13 protein-coding genes are annotated in these 16,613 nt (G+C 49.8%); 2 read left to right on the top strand and 11 right to left on the bottom strand.

The features are described from left to right. Window positions 1-194: 194 nt before the first annotated feature. From PBN151_RS26135 to map, 3 genes are all read right to left on the bottom strand, one after another. Window positions 195-578, bottom strand: a complete 384-nt coding sequence (locus PBN151_RS26135) for an ArsR/SmtB family transcription factor (protein WP_072731512.1) — start codon at window positions 576-578, stop codon at window positions 195-197. Between the two features lies 1 nt (window position 579). Further along, a complete protein-coding gene (locus tag PBN151_RS26140) occupies window positions 580-1,005 on the bottom strand; it encodes an SRPBCC family protein (protein ID WP_021259039.1) in 426 nt (141 codons plus the stop codon). 261 nt (window positions 1,006-1,266) lie between these two features. Beyond that, the gene (gene map / locus PBN151_RS26145) at window positions 1,267-2,010 is read right to left on the bottom strand and encodes a type I methionyl aminopeptidase (RefSeq protein WP_072731514.1); all 744 of its coding nucleotides are present in this window, start codon (window positions 2,008-2,010) and stop codon (window positions 1,267-1,269) included. Window positions 2,011-2,438: 428 nt separating this feature from the next. Between map and yhbH the strand changes: the two genes are divergently transcribed. Next, window positions 2,439-3,593: a sporulation protein YhbH gene (yhbH, locus tag PBN151_RS26150; protein WP_021254161.1), complete on the top strand. Its 1,155-nt coding sequence runs from the start codon at window positions 2,439-2,441 to the stop codon at window positions 3,591-3,593. Beyond that, window positions 3,590-5,038: a SpoVR family protein gene (locus tag PBN151_RS26155; protein ID WP_072731515.1), complete on the top strand. Its 1,449-nt coding sequence runs from the start codon at window positions 3,590-3,592 to the stop codon at window positions 5,036-5,038. The genes yhbH and PBN151_RS26155 overlap by 4 nt, the downstream gene beginning before the upstream one ends. A 147-nt stretch (window positions 5,039-5,185) precedes the next feature. Here the strand turns inward: PBN151_RS26155 and PBN151_RS26160 are convergent, their stop codons facing one another. From PBN151_RS26160 to PBN151_RS26195, 8 genes are all read right to left on the bottom strand, one after another. Beyond that, window positions 5,186-5,938 (bottom strand): PIG-L deacetylase family protein, encoded by a 753-nt coding sequence (locus tag PBN151_RS26160; RefSeq protein WP_072731517.1) that lies wholly within the window; start codon window positions 5,936-5,938, stop codon window positions 5,186-5,188. A gap of 31 nt (window positions 5,939-5,969) precedes the next feature. Then, the gene (locus PBN151_RS26165; RefSeq protein ID WP_072731518.1) at window positions 5,970-6,962 is read right to left on the bottom strand and encodes an N-acetylglucosamine kinase; all 993 of its coding nucleotides are present in this window, start codon (window positions 6,960-6,962) and stop codon (window positions 5,970-5,972) included. After that, the gene (argH, locus tag PBN151_RS26170; RefSeq protein WP_072731520.1) at window positions 6,962-8,470 is read right to left on the bottom strand and encodes an argininosuccinate lyase; all 1,509 of its coding nucleotides are present in this window, start codon (window positions 8,468-8,470) and stop codon (window positions 6,962-6,964) included. Before argH ends, PBN151_RS26165 begins: the two co-directional genes overlap by 1 nt. Window positions 8,471-8,473: 3 nt before the next feature. Beyond that, the gene (locus PBN151_RS26175; protein ID WP_227775101.1) at window positions 8,474-9,265 is read right to left on the bottom strand and encodes a creatininase family protein; all 792 of its coding nucleotides are present in this window, start codon (window positions 9,263-9,265) and stop codon (window positions 8,474-8,476) included. Window positions 9,266-9,375: 110 nt separating this feature from the next. After that, window positions 9,376-11,916 (bottom strand): NEW3 domain-containing protein, encoded by a 2,541-nt coding sequence (locus tag PBN151_RS26180; protein ID WP_072731523.1) that lies wholly within the window; start codon window positions 11,914-11,916, stop codon window positions 9,376-9,378. A gap of 117 nt (window positions 11,917-12,033) precedes the next feature. Then, complete coding sequence (locus tag PBN151_RS26185) at window positions 12,034-13,734, bottom strand: ABC transporter permease (protein ID WP_072731559.1); 1,701 nt, start codon at window positions 13,732-13,734, stop codon at window positions 12,034-12,036. Window positions 13,735-13,793: 59 nt separating this feature from the next. Next, window positions 13,794-14,873 carry an ABC transporter ATP-binding protein gene (locus PBN151_RS26190; RefSeq protein ID WP_072731524.1) on the bottom strand — a complete coding sequence of 360 codons (1,080 nt, stop codon included), beginning with the start codon at window positions 14,871-14,873 and terminating at the stop codon, window positions 13,794-13,796. Window positions 14,874-14,943: 70 nt separating this feature from the next. Then, on the bottom strand, window positions 14,944-16,041 hold the full coding sequence (locus PBN151_RS26195) for an extracellular solute-binding protein (RefSeq protein WP_028532362.1): 1,098 nt from the start codon (window positions 16,039-16,041) through the stop codon (window positions 14,944-14,946). Window positions 16,042-16,613: the final 572 nt, after the last annotated feature.

Consider the following 16,613-nt stretch of genomic DNA (forward strand, 5'->3'; position numbering starts at 1 on the left):
CTCAAAGTCATACATTGTATATATCGGTTATTTTCAAATTTTTGTTAGAAAAAGTCTATTTTAGATTGTCAACAAAAAAATAACCGCAGCATCCTGCTCGCTACTTAGCAGGTCACTGCGGTTGATGATGTCCTTTCCTTCATGCAGAAATTACTTGTAAGGAATATCCTGCATTAGCGATCTAACCAATAGTATTATTCCTCACTGCTGTCTGATCGCTCCTGCATTCCGACATTACCTTCAGAGCGACCTGAATCACCTGAGCTTTCCACATAATGCTGGAGCATAGACAGCTTGTTATCCCAATAACGATCATAATAGGCTAGCCAACGCTTCAATTCCAGCAGTGGATCCGGATCCAGCCGGTATCTAACCTCTCTGCCAATTTTCCGATCCTTAACGAGTCCCGCTTCGGCCAGAATACGCAAATGCTTGGATACGGCAGTCCGGCTCATCGGGAAATGTCCGCTAATCACCGTGACAGGAAGTTCCTGATCTGCGAGCAGCTGCAGCAGCTTGCGGCGTGTAGGATCAGCAATCGCTTGGAACACATCATGCTTCGGTGCAGATGACCCCATCTTACGCCTCGATGATGGAACGAAGCTTCTGAACCAATCCGTCCCAGCCATTGTTCATGCGCTCGCGTACAACGGTATGCGTCTCGCCGAACTCCGTAATCCCCTCCGGATCCCATCCAGAATGAATGAGCGTAAATTCCGTCTTCCCATCAACTTCAGCCAAGGCAAATGTCAATGTCCAATCCTTCCCCCAGCGGAATGACAAGCGGTTCGGAGGATCGAGTTCTGTAACCTTGCATGGCGAGTTTCCAAAGGGGCCCGCATTCAGGTGAAATTCGTAGCCAAGCTCAGGCTGGAAATCATTCGGCATGAACCAGGCTGCAATGCCTTCCGAAGTAGCTACCGCATCCCATACCTTCTGGATCGGTGCTTGCAACGTAATTGTTTTTTGAATATCGAGAGATGATTGAGAAGCATGATTTGTCATAGATGTTATTCCTCCAACTATTCGATATCTGTCAGCATGTGCTAACGAGATCGACATTATTACGAAACCATTTGGTTTCATGTTAGTATTCATTATATGACACCTGTTGGTTTCATGTCAAACACGCCTTCCTTGTCCTGCTCCCCCTCTTCTTGAAAAACACGGATTGTATCACAGTCAGGATCTACTCAACGAGTAAAAAAATACGATCCAGAACTATCGTCCTCTTACCGGACGAAAGTCTAGATCGTTCTGATGCTTCTATGCAACTGTGATAATGATCGGATCTTGCTTCGTAATAATAATCGTATGCTCGAATTGCGCAGCTACACTGCCATCAGGCGTGCTTAATGTCCAGCCGTCTGCCTGCTTCACCGCATAGTCCGCGCCTGTAGAAAGGAATGGCTCGATCGTAATAACCATGCCTTCCTTCAGGATTCTTGTATCGAGTCGATTGTAAATCGGCAGAATACTTGGCTCTTCATGCACAGCTCTCCCCACACCATGGGAGCACAAGTTTTGAATTACGGTATATCCGCCTTGGTCAGCAGCTTCCTCGAACATTTTCCCAATCGTGTTCAGCTTTACTCCATGCTTCAATGAAGAGATGACCTTCATCATCGTATCATGCGTGTATTGACACAGTTCCGTAATTTCCGTGCTGTGAGGAGCAAGTTGGAACGACTGGCCCGAATCCGCAACATAGCCGTTCTTTTCTGCGCATACATCTACATTAATTAAATCACCAGGCCGCAGCACTTTCTTGCCTGGAATCCCATGGGCAACCTCTGTATTCACACTGATGCAAGAATGCCCAGGAAATTTAAAAGCCTTCATCGGTGCGGATACAGCACCATGGCGCTTCAGCACTTCCCCACCTATCTCATCCAGTTGCTTTGTCGTCATGCCCGCACGTGCATTCTTCTTCATCTCTTGGATGGTCAATGCTACAATCCTTCCAATCTCCTTCAGTCCTTCTACGTCTTCCTTGGAGCCTGCTGTCATCGCATGCACCTCCCTTTCTACTTCCTCAAGTTACTCATGAAATAAGAATTAAGTACCTTGTATTGTATCACATCCTGCTTGCCAGACCTCAATCATAAGTGAATGAGCCGATCCTCAATCTGCTTCCTCAGTTCAATGAACGCGTGCATCTCTCGTTTCATTATCCTAGCAACCCGTGAATATATTGATCATAACAAGCAGCAAAGGTCATTAGAGGTTGTTCAAAAAGTCCGCTTTTGATCACGAAGCAAATCATGAAGTGGACTCGGCATCGAATCTTGAATTCAGCCGGACCTTCCGGTGCTCATGTACCCAAAACGTACGCTCCGCTCCTCAGGCCCTAGCTTCATCCAACTTTCTCGTTGCTGAAAACCGGCCTTTTTGAACACGAACTATTAGTTAATACGTCCAACAGGAGGTGTCAGCCATTGAACGAACGGACGTTCATTGTGTCCCGCGAGGACTGGTCGCTCCATCGCAAAGGCTATCAAGATCAAGCACGCCATCAGCAGAGGGTGCGTGAAGCGATAAAGCAGAATCTGCCCGATCTCGTTACTGAAGAGAATATTATTATGTCAGATGGCAAACAAATCATTAAAGTCCCTATTCGCAGTCTGGACGAATTCCGATTCGTCTATAACTTCAATAAGAAGAAGCACGTCGGTCAAGGGGACGGAGACAGTCAGGTTGGGGATGTGCTCGGCACGGACAGCAGCTCACAAGGGCAAGGCAAGGGCAAGCAGGCAGGAGATCAAGCCGGTGCCGACATCATTGAAGCGGAGATCAGTATCGAAGATCTCGAAAACCTGCTGTTCGATGAATTGGAGCTGCCCAACTTGCAGCAGAAGGATAAGGAGGAAGTCGAGGTTACCGACATTCGATTCAATGACATTCGCAAGAAGGGCATCATGTCCAACATTGACAAGAAGCGGACGATCCTCGAAAATTTGCGGCGCAACGCGCTCACTGGCAAGCCTGGCATTCATCACATTAGTCCTGACGATCTGCGGTACAAGACATGGGAGGAAATTATTAAGCCTCAATCAAGCGCCGTTATTATTGCGATGATGGACACCTCGGGATCGATGGGCAGCTTCGAGAAATATTGTGCGCGCAGCTTCTTCTTCTGGATGACACGCTTCTTGCGCAAGCAGTACGAGAAGGTCGAACTAGTATTCATCGCTCACCATACTGAGGCTAAGGAAGTAACCGAGGATGAATTCTTTACACGCGGAGAGAGCGGCGGCACGATCTGTTCATCCGCTTATGTGAAGGCGCTTGAGATTATCGATACACGCTATCCACCATCCAGCTACAATATTTATCCGTTTCACTTCTCAGACGGTGACAACTTGACGAGCGATAACGATCGCTGTGTGAAGCTGATTGGCCAAATATTAAAGAAGGCCAACATGTTCGGATACGGTGAGGTAAACCAATACAACCGCAGCAGCACCCTAATGTCGGCTTACCGCAATATCCAGCTGCCCAATTTTATGCACTACGTCATTAAGGAAAAGGGAGAGGTGTACCGGGCACTGAAGCACTTTTTCAAAAAACAGCCGGGAGGTAGCCGTACATGAGTGCAAATAACATGCGGGAGCTGGAGTATGCCATCGACGAAATTACTGAAATCGCCGAAGGCTTCGGGCTCGATTTCTATCCGATGCGCTATGAAATCTGCCCGGCCGACATCATATATACCTTTGGAGCATACGGTATGCCCACACGCTTCAGCCACTGGAGCTTCGGCAAGACTTTTCACAAGATGAAAATGCAATACGACTTCGGGTTAAGCAAAATCTACGAGCTCGTCATTAATTCCAATCCGTGCTACGCCTTCCTGCTGGAAGGCAATTCACTTATCCAAAACAAGCTGATCGTAGCGCATGTGCTTGCCCACTGTGACTTCTTCAAAAATAATGCCCGGTTCTCAGCCACGAACCGCAATATGGTAGACAGCATGTCCGTCACGGCTGAACGTGTCAATCAATATGAAATAGAGTATGGCACCCAGGCGGTTGAGAGCTTCATCGACGCGGTACTCGGCATTCAGGAGCATATCGATCCAAATGTCATCAAGCCGCGCAATCTGGATAAGGAACGCTATATGGAGGCGAAGCTGCGCGAACTGCGCGAGGCACAGCCAAGCGAGCCTGGACGGTACGATGACCTGTGGGAATTAGACAAACGAAGCCAAGCCTCCAAGTCATCCAAGTTCAGCCTGCATGACATGTCAAATCGCCCCTTCCCTCCGGAGCCGGAGAAGGATATCATCTGGTTCATACAGCAATTCTCGTCTGTGCTTGAGGATTGGCAGCGCGATATTATGTCCATGCTGCGCGACGAGATGCTCTACTTCTGGCCGCAGATCGAGACGAAGATTATGAACGAGGGCTGGGCTTCCTATTGGCATCAGCGAATTATACGAGAGCTGGATCTAACTAGCGAAGAAACAGTCGAGTATGCGAAGCTGAACAGTTCTGTCGTACAGCCATCGCGTCATAGCTTGAACCCTTATTACCTTGGCATCAAACTGTTCGAGGATATTGAGAAGCGCTGGGATGAGCCAACGAAGGAAGAGCAAGAGCGGTATGGACGTCAACCTGGTCAGGGCCGGGCCAAAATATTTGAAGTGCGTGAACTGGAATCGGATCAGTCATTCCTTCGCAATTATTTGACGAAGAAGCTGACCGAGGAGCTGGATCTGTACATTTTTGAGAAAAAGGGGCCGGAGTGGAAAATTACCGACAAGTCGTGGCAGAACATCCGCGATCAGCTCGTCTATTCACGCGTCAACGGCGGCTTCCCCTACATTACAGTTGAGGATGGCGATTACCAGCGCTCTGGCGAGCTCTATCTCGTACACCAATATGAAGCCGTGGAGCTGGATTTGAAATACGTCGAACGTACCCTGCCTTATGTATATACCCTGTGGGGCAAGCCGGTTCACGTCGAGACGACCGTCGATGACAAGCAAGTCCTGTTCACCTACGATGGCAAGAAGGTTTCACGGAAGTTTATTTAGAAATTGAGGTTGAAAATAGCCTGCTAAGAACAAAGAAGCTGGCCCTCCTTCTTCAAGGGGGTCAGCTTCTTTCCTTGTATCATCTGTAGCTGAACAGTTGATGTAATGGAATCTGAAATTCACGAAAAAGAATCGGCTACCTAGACTCTAGTCAATCAAATCCAGCATCGGCAGCTCATCCAGCGGCAGTGCCGTCTTCTTCTGTCTAGGCTGACCGTTCTCGCGAACTAACGTATAAAATTCATAATTGCAAATGACGGAATAATCATCCTCCATAACGCCTGGATAGGCGCGGTTCACAGAGTAAATCTGGCTGCGATATGCCTGCAGCGCCTTCCCTTTATGCCCGCGATAATCGCTAATATCAATCCGTGCTGAAATGGGGCACTTGTCCTTCGGACCCGAATCCTTGCAGTAATCGTAATAATGCGGGATTGACGTATAATAGAGCGATGGCTGCTTATCCACTGGATAATGCGCCTCCGCCAGTTCCGCCGAAATAAGCGTCGCTGCGGATATCGCGATATGGTCGGGATGTCCTGTGACTCCATCAGGCGGGAAGGTCACGATTGCGTCCGGCCGCAGCTCCACAATCGTCGAAGCGATACGCTCCGCCAACTTCCTCGGCTCTATCTCCTGCAGTCCGCCGTCAGGATAACGATACAGCGTAATATCGGCTACACCCAAAATCGAGCAGGCACTGCGCATCTCCTGTTCTCTAAACCGGGCAAGTTCTTCGCGGGAAGAAAAATGGAATTCGCCGGATTTTCCCTTGCATCCCGATGTGGCGCATGCCAAATATACCTCATGACCTGTACTGCTAAGCTTGGCAATCGTCCCACCTGCTGCGAAGGTCTCATCGTCGGGATGGGCGAAAACGAATAGCCATCTTTTCTTCATGTTCCTTCAGCCCCTTGCTGTTCAAATCTTCCTATGTTCGGGCAAGCATCTTCTTCTGCAAATAGGTAACACCCATAGAAGCTACGCCGTCAATAGGCTCCTTGCATGCTTCATGAAAGGATACCTTCGGTGCATATGCTTCTATCTTATGCATAAGGCGATTGCGAACGTGTCCCTCATGTCGCAGAACACCACCCTGTAGAATCATTGTAAACGGAGTATCCACCAAGGACAAGTGGTTCATGACTGCTGCTGCACCATGAAATAATTCATCACCTGCCGCTACGAGAATTCGTGACGCTTCCCGATTGCCGGCAATGGCAGCACGGGTTACAACTTCAGCCAGTCCACTTACCCTATCAACGGAATACTCTTCGCCGTACGTCCAATTATACAGTTCTTCTTCATTGCTCAATCCCAGATGAAGAAGAATCCATTCCCCGAGTCTCGTTCGTTCCTCTCTGCCATCATACCCCTTCATGATTGCTCGCAATGCTTCCTTGCCGATCCAGTACCCGCTTCCTTCGTCCCCAATTCGGTGGCCCCATCCCCCAGCTCTAGCTGTCTGTCCGTAAGCATTCATCCCGAATATAATGGAGCCTGTCCCGGCAATCACCAACAACCCAGGCTGCCCTCCTGTTGCTCCGAGCAGGGCAGCATAGCCATCGTTCTCCACAATGACATGTTCTGCTTCGATGTGAAGCTGCTTCAATACCTCGTGTACAAGGCCCGTGATGATATGACGGTCATGCTCCGTATCTAATCCAGCAAGTGCAAATACGGCACATTCGATTGCAATTGCCTCATAAGTCGCACTACACTCCTGCTTGCGGCAGTAGTCACGCAGTGCCGCTTCAATCCCTTGAGACAGCGCTCGTACAACTTCATCCACACCGACTCCCTGATAGTTCGAAGATCCTCCCTTTCCCTCCCCAAGCGTAGTTCCTTCACTATCGAGCAGCCTAACGAGACATTTCGTACCTCCACCATCAATCGCAAGCAGAGGAATGCTGTAGGTTCCCATCAACACCCGCTCCACTCTGTTATGACTTGATCCAGATGCTTCATTGCTGCCTGTATGCTGCCTTCCGCTTGTCCCAGCCAGCTCACAAATCCGCTGTGATCCTTCATTCGCACTTCGATCATGCGGCTGATCTCCTTCGGACTCGGCCCGCCCGGCAAGGAACGAATCTCGACGAAATGCACCGGGTCTAGCGCTTCACGCAGCGTCTGCTCTGTGAGCGATGTAACCCTACCAATATGTTGACGGGCGCTCTCATTGACAATAGACAGTGTGATCTCATTGGCCGCCAACCCTTGCGCCAAGGAATGCTTCACGACATCGCTGACAATATGATGAGCCTTGCGGAATGATAAGCCATCGACTCGAACAAGTGTATCCGCAAGCTCAGTTACGGTTGCGAAGCTGCCCTGCGTCCGTTCACGCAGCATCTCCTTGTTGACGTCCATTGTACCGATGACCGCAGCGAACAAACGGTACATTTTATCCATAATCGCAAGACTTCTCCACGCATAAGGCTGCATATCATCTTCCGTATCGACGATGTCTCCGAATGGCGTATTATGAATCATCGACAGCACCGTATTCGTATTCCCTACGCAGCTCGACAATAGAGCCCGCATATGCTCGAACGACACGGGATTGCGCTTCTGCGGCATGATAGAGCTAATCTGTACATAAGGTGCAGCTACCTTCAGCGCACCGAACTCTTGTGTGCACCACAGCAGCATATCCTGAACGACACGACCCAAATTGATTGCCGCAAGCTGGATAGCTGTCGCCACTTCGCCCAAGTAATCAGCTCCACCGATTGCATCATAGGAGTTATCGATAAGCTCGTCGAATGCGAGCAGCTCCATCATCTGCTCCCTGCTAACAGCGAAGCCCGATGTCGTAAGCGCCGCAGCCCCCATGCTGCTCCGATTGCAGTTCTTGTAGGCCGCAATCATTCGCCGAATATCGCGGTTAAGCGAATCGACGACGGCCATGAAGTAATGTGCGAGTGTCGTTGGCTGCGCCTGCTGCGTATGTGTATAGCCGATCATGAGCGTATCCTGATGCGCCTTCGCGAACAACAGCAGCTGTTCATTGAGCTGGAGTGCCGAAGATAACGTGACGATCAGCTTCTCCCGCAGCACCATTCGATAGATTGCAATCCCCATATCATTACGGCTGCGGGCCAAGTGCAGGTTGCCAGCGATATCGCCGGCATGCTCTAGCAGCTGATGCTCCACCTGAAAGAACAAATCTTCAAACTGACCAGTATAGCTTGCTTGCTTAAGCGCTTCAAGGTCAAGAGCACGGATGGCTTGCGCAATGGTCTCCGCTTGCTCATGTGTAATAAGTTCCTGCCTCTCCAGCATGATTAGATGTGCCTTATTGATTGCCATCATCGGGCTAAGCAGATGCGCCTTCGCTTCATTAAATGCAGGCTCAAGCACAACCTCCGTATAGGTCTTGCCGGGGAAAGTAGTTCCTTCCGTTTCCATCCATTTCTCACGATATCCCATAGCTTAGTAAGCCTCCTTGTTCGACTTCATTCTCATATCCAGCCATTCTTGAATGAGCTGGTTCATATTCCGGCTTGCTTCCTCAACGATCAACTGCCCCGCTTCCATGGAGGTCTGACGAATATGTCCGGTATATCCATCCCATCCCTGAGGGGACCCTTCCACAAGTACATATGGCAGCGAAGATAAAGGAGGGCACGAATCTAATTCCAAGTCCGTATCCTGCACCGATACCAGGTCTGGACGCAGCGCCTTCACGGCTGACATCTCATAAGGACCGCCATGCCCTCTTCCAGCCTGCCCCCCGAATAAGCCGTGCCGCTGCGTGAACTCAACACTCGCCATCTGCCACCAATTAATAAGAAGGAAGCTGGCGTCCGTGTAGGCTCCAGTCACGGATTCAGCAACAGTTCGGGAAGGGCCCATATTGGCATCATGAGCGTTCAGCAGGACAATGTTGCGGATCCCAAGCCTACATATCCCCAGAACAATATCGGTAAGATAATCGATATAAATGGAGGGGCGAACCGAGATCGTTCCAGGATAATGCTGTGTCTTCCCCGGGCATGCCGAGAACGGAACTGCCGGATACACGAGCGGTTGAAGGGAGGATTCAATCCTCCAAGCGAAGCCTTCCGCCAATATGATATCTGTCCCGAGTGGAGAGTGTGGGCCATGGTATTCGACCGATCCGAGAGGAACAACGGCGAACTGCGTATCCCCGATCACTTGATCTAGCTCCCGTCCGTGAACTCCGATTACATTCATATACTCCTTATACCTCCGCTTCTCCATCGATTGGGGAGACGTCCCGAAGGAGCCCCCCACCGATGTTCTGATGTGCAAGGCACTTGATGAATCTAGATGAATCTATCCAACTGAACAATTGCGACTAAGTAATGCCATTATTGATGCTGGCTGATCATGTTCACGAACATGCGGATCGATCCCGGAACCAGTGCCGGAATCTCGCGATACCACACGAGTGAACTGTACGTATATACACCCTTGCCGTAGTTCGCAGTCAGGAAGGTGCCTGTGAACTCCTTCTCGCCCGGATCGCCGTTGGAAATGAGCTCCGTATACTCCTTGCCCCACTCCGACGGGTTATAAGCCGAGCGATCTTGAATCCAATTGTTCCAGTCCTGATCTGTAATCTTATTCGGAGCGTTGAACATTGGATGCTCCGGTGCAAGTGTTGTGACTTTGGAATTCTCGTCCGTTACCCGCCATTGAATGAGCGGCGAGCCAATCTTAATTGGATACGGCGCGAGATCTGGCGACCATTTATCCTCTGGCTTATGATACTGAACGACCAGATTGCCGCCGTTCTTCACATAATTCAATAAACGCTGGTTGCTCGGGATCAATTCTGGACGGAACGCATAGGCACGAATGCCAAGCACAATTGCGTTGTACTGAGAGAGATCTCCCGACTCAATTTCCTTCGCATCCAAATTGACCACGTTGACGCCTACTTGACGCAAATATTGATCGATGTTGTCAAAGCCGCTAGACACATAGCCGACCTTCCACTTCTCCGGTGTCTTCAAGTCGAAGGCTTGAATCTGGAGCTCTGCCGGCTGCACGATGTAGGTCTTCCCGATGTGCGGGTATTGAATAACCTGCGTCCCGTGCATGCTCTGTACATCGCCGTTCTTCGCAACCGCTGTAACCGTGAACTTGCCTGGGTTTACGTTAGACGCTGCCTTAACAGAGAAAGCAACAGACTTCGTCTCCCCCTTCGCTGCAAAGCTAAGTTCCTCAGCAGCAGGCTCGGCTTTCCATCCCTCTGGAACCTGCAGTGAAATCGACGCCTTGGATGCTCCTGGCGTATAATTCTTCACCGTTACTTTCACCGGAATTGGCTCGCCTGGCTTGAGCGTATTCAGAATCGTAGCGCTCGGGCTGAGCGTCATCGAGTACGGAGGCAGTACCGCCACTGCATTTTGTGGTGTCTCTTGCAAGGACGTCACAGTACGGAATGCCTCATATACTACCTTCGCGTTGAATACCGAAGCTTCGTATGGCTTGAATAACGGTGCATCTGCCGGAACCTTGACCTCGAATACAGCTGAAGCTGTCTCGTTATAGCCAAGCTGCCCAAAGCTTGTCGTACCCACAGGTGCCGCTATCCAGCCAGCAGGCACGCTCAGGCTAAGCTTCACGTTGTCTAATTTCGTAGAACCGCCATTAAATGCCGTTACGGTTACCTTCGTCGGCTGTCCAGCCACAAGTTCGTTGGCATCTGGCTTAACCTTCACTACAACAGATGCCGCTTCCATACTCGCCTTGTTCAACTGCTCTTCCTTCACGTGCAGGCGATGGAGCAAATCGTCCTTCGTTGCTGAATCCAAGCTGGATTTCTTCACATCGGCAAGTGCAGTCTGAACGTCTGCCTTCATGCCGTGGACTTCCTTCAAGACATTGGCGAAGCTTGGGTAAGCCGCTACAATCCTGTCTGCATCCTGCTGCAGAGCTTGCAAATCCTTCGCAATCTTATCGTCCTTGCCCTTCACACTAATTTCCTTCGCCAAATCTGCAAAGGTGAATGCGATGCCGTCGAAGAGGTCTTGCTCCTTCTCCTTCGTCTTTACCGTGCTCAGGTCAAGCTTATAGTAGCTGTCCCCCTGAGCAGGCCCTTCGTCATACACTCTTCCCATCCCTTGGCTCTTGTGCATGAAGCGCGACTCTTCCCCAAGCTGCAGGTAAGAGGCCCCATAGATGGAGTTGTACTCCCCAATTGGCGCTCTCACGGTGTAATCCCTGTTATTCGCCGGCAAATACAATTTCTTGATCTGCCATGGCTGAAGTCCCTGCTTCAGGTGCTCAGGATATACTTCAGGATCCGCTGCGTCCTTGAACGCACGCACCGTAAGTACGTTAATCGTCCGATGATGACCATGTGTAGAGTTTTCATTCAAGAATGCAGGAATGATGACATCTGGGCGAAGCTCGCGTATTTTGCGAATTAAGCGCTCGTACGCAACAGATTCTCCCCATTTCTCCAGCGTTTCCTCTACACTCTTCGAGAACCCGAAGTCGAAGATTGGATCATTCAGCTGCTCGCCGAGTATCCCCAATGTCACATTCGTGATCTTGGATGCTTCCTGCAGTTCCCGAGTTCGTATGACCCCAAGGCCCGCTCCGAGCTCACTTCCAATCTCGTTCTGTCCGCCTTCTCCTCTCACAGCGATCACGCTTGACGTATTGACTCCTCTTCCCAGGGAAAGGTACGCCAATGTCGCGCTGTGCTCATCATCAGGGTGAGCTCCCGTGTTCATCGCACTTGCGATCGTCGTCAGCGGCTTAATCGACTTCCATAAATCAACAATTCCCCGATCCGCTGATACGGTCTCGGCTTGCGTGGACAGCAGTACACTGCTTGCCAATACAACGCTTAATACGATGGAACAGAACTTTGAGGCCGACTTACCTTTGATCATCAAATCCCTCCTCGAATGGTGGAATAGTGTTGTTTCAGCTGGAAATGGCCATTTTCCAGCTGTATATCATAACGTGGTTGATGAACCCCTAGGCGGTTCCCACGCAATGACCAATGATTATATAGCCGTGTTGTCGCCCGTTATTTTGCGGGATACGAACAGTACGATGATGATCAATGTAATTTGCAGAACGCCATAAGCACATGCTGTGCCGAATTCGAACGAATACATCCGTTGGAAAATTTCGACCGAGAGCGGTGTGCTCTTGGCAGTAAAGAGCAGTATGGAGGATACGAATTCCCCAATCCCCTGTACAAAGGCGAGCAGCGTACCCGCCAATATCCCGCTTAATGCCATCGGGAACACAACTCTGCGGAAGCTGTACCACCACGATGCGCCTAGATTGCGTGCCGCCTCCTCCACAGATGCATCCATCTGCACCAAGGTTGCCGAAGTAGAACGGAACACAAGCGGCAGGTGGCGCACGAAATAAGCTAGCGGCAAAATCCAGAAACTGCCGATCAGCACTTGATTGAAGCTGAATACATTGGGCTCGCTGAAGGCTGCAATCAAGTTGACCGCAACGACAGTACCTGGCAGCGCCCATGGGAGCATAATTAAGACATCAAGCAGCGTCTTCCCTTTAAACTTCAAGCGAACCATCGCATAAGCAGCTGCCACGCCGAAGATGACATTCCCGATTGTTGCGACGAAGCTCATCTGGAAGCTGTTTGCAATAGGCCGCCATGTTTTGCTGTCCGTGAACAGCTTGATATAATGCTCCAATGTATATTCAGGCGGCAATACTTGCGTCGTCCAAGTGCCGTTCGTAGACAATGAAATCAACACCAGCACGAAGATGGGAAGCAGCAAAATAATGACGCCGATAATAGACAAAATCATTGCAACATATTTGCCGACTGCACTCTTGACCTCTGTGCGATGGACACTGATGCCCTTGCTCATGTTCTGGTAGTTGCGAAGCCCTTGATACCAGCGCATCACGAGCAAGAATACAATCGACACAACCGATAGAATCGTCGACTGGGCAGCAGCCATATCCAAATTGCCATTCGTACGCGACAAATAAATCTGCATCGTCATCGTCCGTTCGATGCCGAAGATAAGCGGAGCCGTATATGATGCCATCGCAATCATGAATACAAGCAGTGACGAGGCCACAAGCGCTGGAGTCAGCATCGGCAGAATCACTCGCCGCCAGATGTACAATCTGCCTGCACCTAAACTTGCAGCGGCTTCTTCAAGCGAAGGATCGAGACCCCGAATCGCAGACGACGCCGTCATATAGAAATAGGTATACATCGTAAACGTATGTACGACCAGGACGCCCCATATCCCTTTTAAATAAAATGGTACTTGTTCGAGATGAAGCAGTTCCTTAAGCGCCCGTGGAATGATACCGCTCTCGCCATACAAGAACGTGAACGACAGTACGCCGACAAGCGGAGGCAGTGCCATTGGAACGAGAACGAGGACAGCCAGCACCTTCCTGCCGGGAAATTCGTAGCGCTCCAACAGAAATGCCATGGCTACACCCACGATTGCACACGTAATCACACTTAAGACGGAAATATAAATGCTGGTCCACAGTGCTTCCAGATTGGATGTATGCTCTAGGCTGAAAAATCGCGCGTAGTTCGTAAGTGAGAATTGATCCTCGACTTGAATACTTTGTACGAATGTTTGAAATAGCGGATAAACGACATATGCCAACAGTATGAGAAAAAGCGGCGCTACGAGCACATAGACGAAGTAAGGCGATTGCGTAATGGGCCCCGAGCGGCGGGGCAAGCCCATGCGTGGCTTCGATGGCCGTGGCGCGTTAGGTGTGTTCGTTATCATCATTCATCCCCTCTCTATCCTAAGAAGTAAATGCTTTCTTTCGGAATGAACAGGGAGATTGCTTCCCCTCGTCCGCGAACCCGATGCCCTTGATTGACGAACATCGCCTTCAACTGCTGATCTGCCACCTGCGACACATAGTTCACGCTAACTCCTGTAAATTCAGAAATGACTACACTGCCTGTAACGATATTGTCCCCCGTCTCTTCTCCGCCAGCCTCCCTAATCGATTCAGGACGTATCGACAGTGATACCTTCTTGCCTGCTTCCAGTGAACAGTCGGCAGAAGCATTCGCTGTCAGCCCTCTTAGACGGAGATCTGGCGCTACGCGAATGACGGCTTCGCCGTCTTCGATTCGTTCCACCGTTCCTTCCCACAGGTTCGACTCGCCAATGAAGGAGGCGACAAATCGATTAACGGGTCGATTATATATTTCTTCAGGACTTCCAATCTGCTGTACAACCCCGCCCTGCATGACCATAATGCGGTCAGACATCGCCATCGCCTCCGCCTGATCATGGGTGACGTATATCGTTGTAATTCCCAGCTCTAATTGAAGTCTCTTAATTTCGATCCTTGTCTCCTCGCGGAGCTTCGCATCCAGATTGGACAACGGCTCATCGAGAAGCAGTATTTTCGGCTCTATCACGAGTGCACGAGCCAAGGCAACCCGCTGCTGCTGTCCGCCGGACAATTGGTCAATTCTACGGCTTCCATACCCATCCAAGTGAACCTGCTTCAGCGCGAGATGGGCGCGCTCTATCATTTCTGACTTCGGAACCTTGCGCACCTGCAAACCAAATGCGACATTTTCAAATACGGTCATGTGCGGAAATAAAGCATAATTCTGAAAAACCATGCCGGTATTGCGTTTATTCGGTGGGAGTGTCGTGACATCTTGATCACCGAACACGATTCGGCCTTCGCTTGGAAAATAAAATCCTGCAATCATCCGCAGTGTCGTCGTTTTGCCACAGCCGCTAGGGCCGAGGAAGGTAAAGAATTCACCCGGTTGAATCCGGATGTTTACGTCGGTAACTCCCTTGACGTTCCCGAATTGCTTGCTAACATGATCTAGTGCTACCTCTATCAAGCTGGCTCCCTCCTGCCTCTGAAATGATCATAATCAGGCGAAGGGCATAGCCTCCGCCTGAAAGAACCTATTATTTTGCGCCTTTCCCCTTGATGTTCTCATCCCAATGCTGCATCCACTCTTTTTCCTTCTGCGCCATTACCGTCCAATCAATGTCAAGCGGCTTCAGCTCCAATCCCTTCAGCCAAGCAGGAAGCGTATCCTTGCTGATGTCTGTCCGTGTTGGAATCTGGAACAGCTTATCCGCGAGCTCTACCCGCAAATTAGAATCGAAGAGGAATTCATAGAACTTCATTGCCGACTCCTTATTTTTCGCACCCTTCACGACACCGACGCCATCAACTAGGATTGGCGCACCGCTAGCCGGGTAGATAAAGTCGAACGGCTGCTTCTGCAATTCCTTCTGAATCATAATGTCCTGCAAGTTCCACAGGGACAATGTGCCTTCCTCACGAGCCAGCTTCAAATACAGGTTAGTCGGATCCTGTGCGTATTCCTTCGTGTTGGCATCCAGCTTCTTCAGCCAGTCGAAGCCCTTCGTTGGATCACTCGCATCCTGCTTATAAATCATGGAAGAATAGATCGTTCTCATCGTTCCGGAAGCAAGCACCCCACGAATGATGATTTTGTCCTTGTATTTCGGATCAAGAAGATCGTCCCAATCTTTCGGTGCATCTTCTTGTTTCAGCGCGTGAGAATTGTACATAATGACCTCAGGCAGCAGCATTTCCCCATACCAGCGGTCTTGACTGTCTTTGTACAATGCCGGAATGCTGTCCGCGAAGCTTGGCTTCACGCTTTCCAGCAAGTCTTCATCTGCCGCAGTCATCAGTGACGACTGTGTGCCGCCCCACCAGAAGTCCGCTTGTGGATTCGCCTTCTCCCCACGTACGCGCTCCAAGATTTGCTGTGCGCCCATCGTGAGCACTTCGACTTCCATGTTCGGGTATTTCGCCTCGAATTTTGGGATAATCTCATCGACGACGTTCTTGTCTCTCGCTGTGTAGATAACCAGCTTTTCTTTACCCGATGATGACTTCTCCCCGGATTGCTGTCCACCCTCGGATGCAGTCCCACCGCCGCCTCCACAAGCAGTCACTGCCAGCATCGCAAGGACAAGCATAGAGCTCATCAACCATGTTTTTGCTTTCCCCTTTACCTGTTTCATGACGTTCCCCCTACCATAAATTTTTGATTCGTGTTTCGCGCTGTATCGGATGAATTCATCTTCAATAGACGAAATGAATCTGAGTTGATATGTTGCTAAGCAGCATCCCACAAAAACGTAGTGGTCCTTCAACAACAGCCCGTTCGTTGGTTATATGGATCAAAGCTATGCTGAAGTTCAGGACAATAGCCCTTATTTAGACCAACTAAACAACCGTGCATACTTGGTCATTGAGTTGCAGGAAATCGTTATGCTATGTACGGTTTGCCACTAGGAATTGCATACAGTTCTATATCGTTCTGAGATGATATTGTGAAATGATTAGCTATGATAGTTCTGAGGTGATATTGTGAAATGATTAGCTGTGATCGTTCTGTGCTGCTATAGTGAAATGATTAGCTGTGATCGTTCTGTGCTGCTATAGTGAAATGATTAACATTTTACAATCTGATGAGTGTGGTATGAGTGTATGTGTGATTGTGATTGTCATACGATTTTGAGTATATTCGTTGTATTTGATGGGAAAGATGTGTAGGTTGAATTTGTCGTGTGAGTATCAATAGTAAGTAGTA

It is taken from the genome of Paenibacillus sp. NAIST15-1 (assembly GCF_001894745.1).
GTDB classification, from domain to species: Bacteria; Bacillota; Bacilli; order Paenibacillales; family Paenibacillaceae; genus Paenibacillus_B; species Paenibacillus_B suaedae.

Bases quoted from the DNA above. Each gene is read 5' to 3' on its own strand.
- argH (WP_072731520.1), bottom strand. From the start codon at position 8,470: ATGGGATATCGTGAGAAATGGATGGAAACGGAAGGAACTACTTTCCCC.
- PBN151_RS26175 (WP_227775101.1), bottom strand. From the start codon at position 9,265: ATGGAGAAGCGGAGGTATAAGGAGTATATGAATGTAATCGGAGTTCAC.
- PBN151_RS26160 (WP_072731517.1), bottom strand. From the start codon at position 5,938: ATGAAGAAAAGATGGCTATTCGTTTTCGCCCATCCCGACGATGAGACC.
- PBN151_RS26165 (WP_072731518.1), bottom strand. From the start codon at position 6,962: ATGGGAACCTACAGCATTCCTCTGCTTGCGATTGATGGTGGAGGTACG.
- PBN151_RS26180 (WP_072731523.1), bottom strand. From the start codon at position 11,916: ATGATCAAAGGTAAGTCGGCCTCAAAGTTCTGTTCCATCGTATTAAGC.
- map (WP_072731514.1), bottom strand. From the start codon at position 2,010: ATGACAGCAGGCTCCAAGGAAGACGTAGAAGGACTGAAGGAGATTGGA.
- PBN151_RS26140 (WP_021259039.1), bottom strand. From the start codon at position 1,005: ATGACAAATCATGCTTCTCAATCATCTCTCGATATTCAAAAAACAATT.
- PBN151_RS26185 (WP_072731559.1), bottom strand. From the start codon at position 13,734: ATGGGCTTGCCCCGCCGCTCGGGGCCCATTACGCAATCGCCTTACTTC.
- PBN151_RS26155 (WP_072731515.1), top strand. From the start codon at position 3,590: ATGAGTGCAAATAACATGCGGGAGCTGGAGTATGCCATCGACGAAATT.
- PBN151_RS26135 (WP_072731512.1), bottom strand. From the start codon at position 578: ATGGGGTCATCTGCACCGAAGCATGATGTGTTCCAAGCGATTGCTGAT.
- PBN151_RS26195 (WP_028532362.1), bottom strand. From the start codon at position 16,041: ATGAAACAGGTAAAGGGGAAAGCAAAAACATGGTTGATGAGCTCTATG.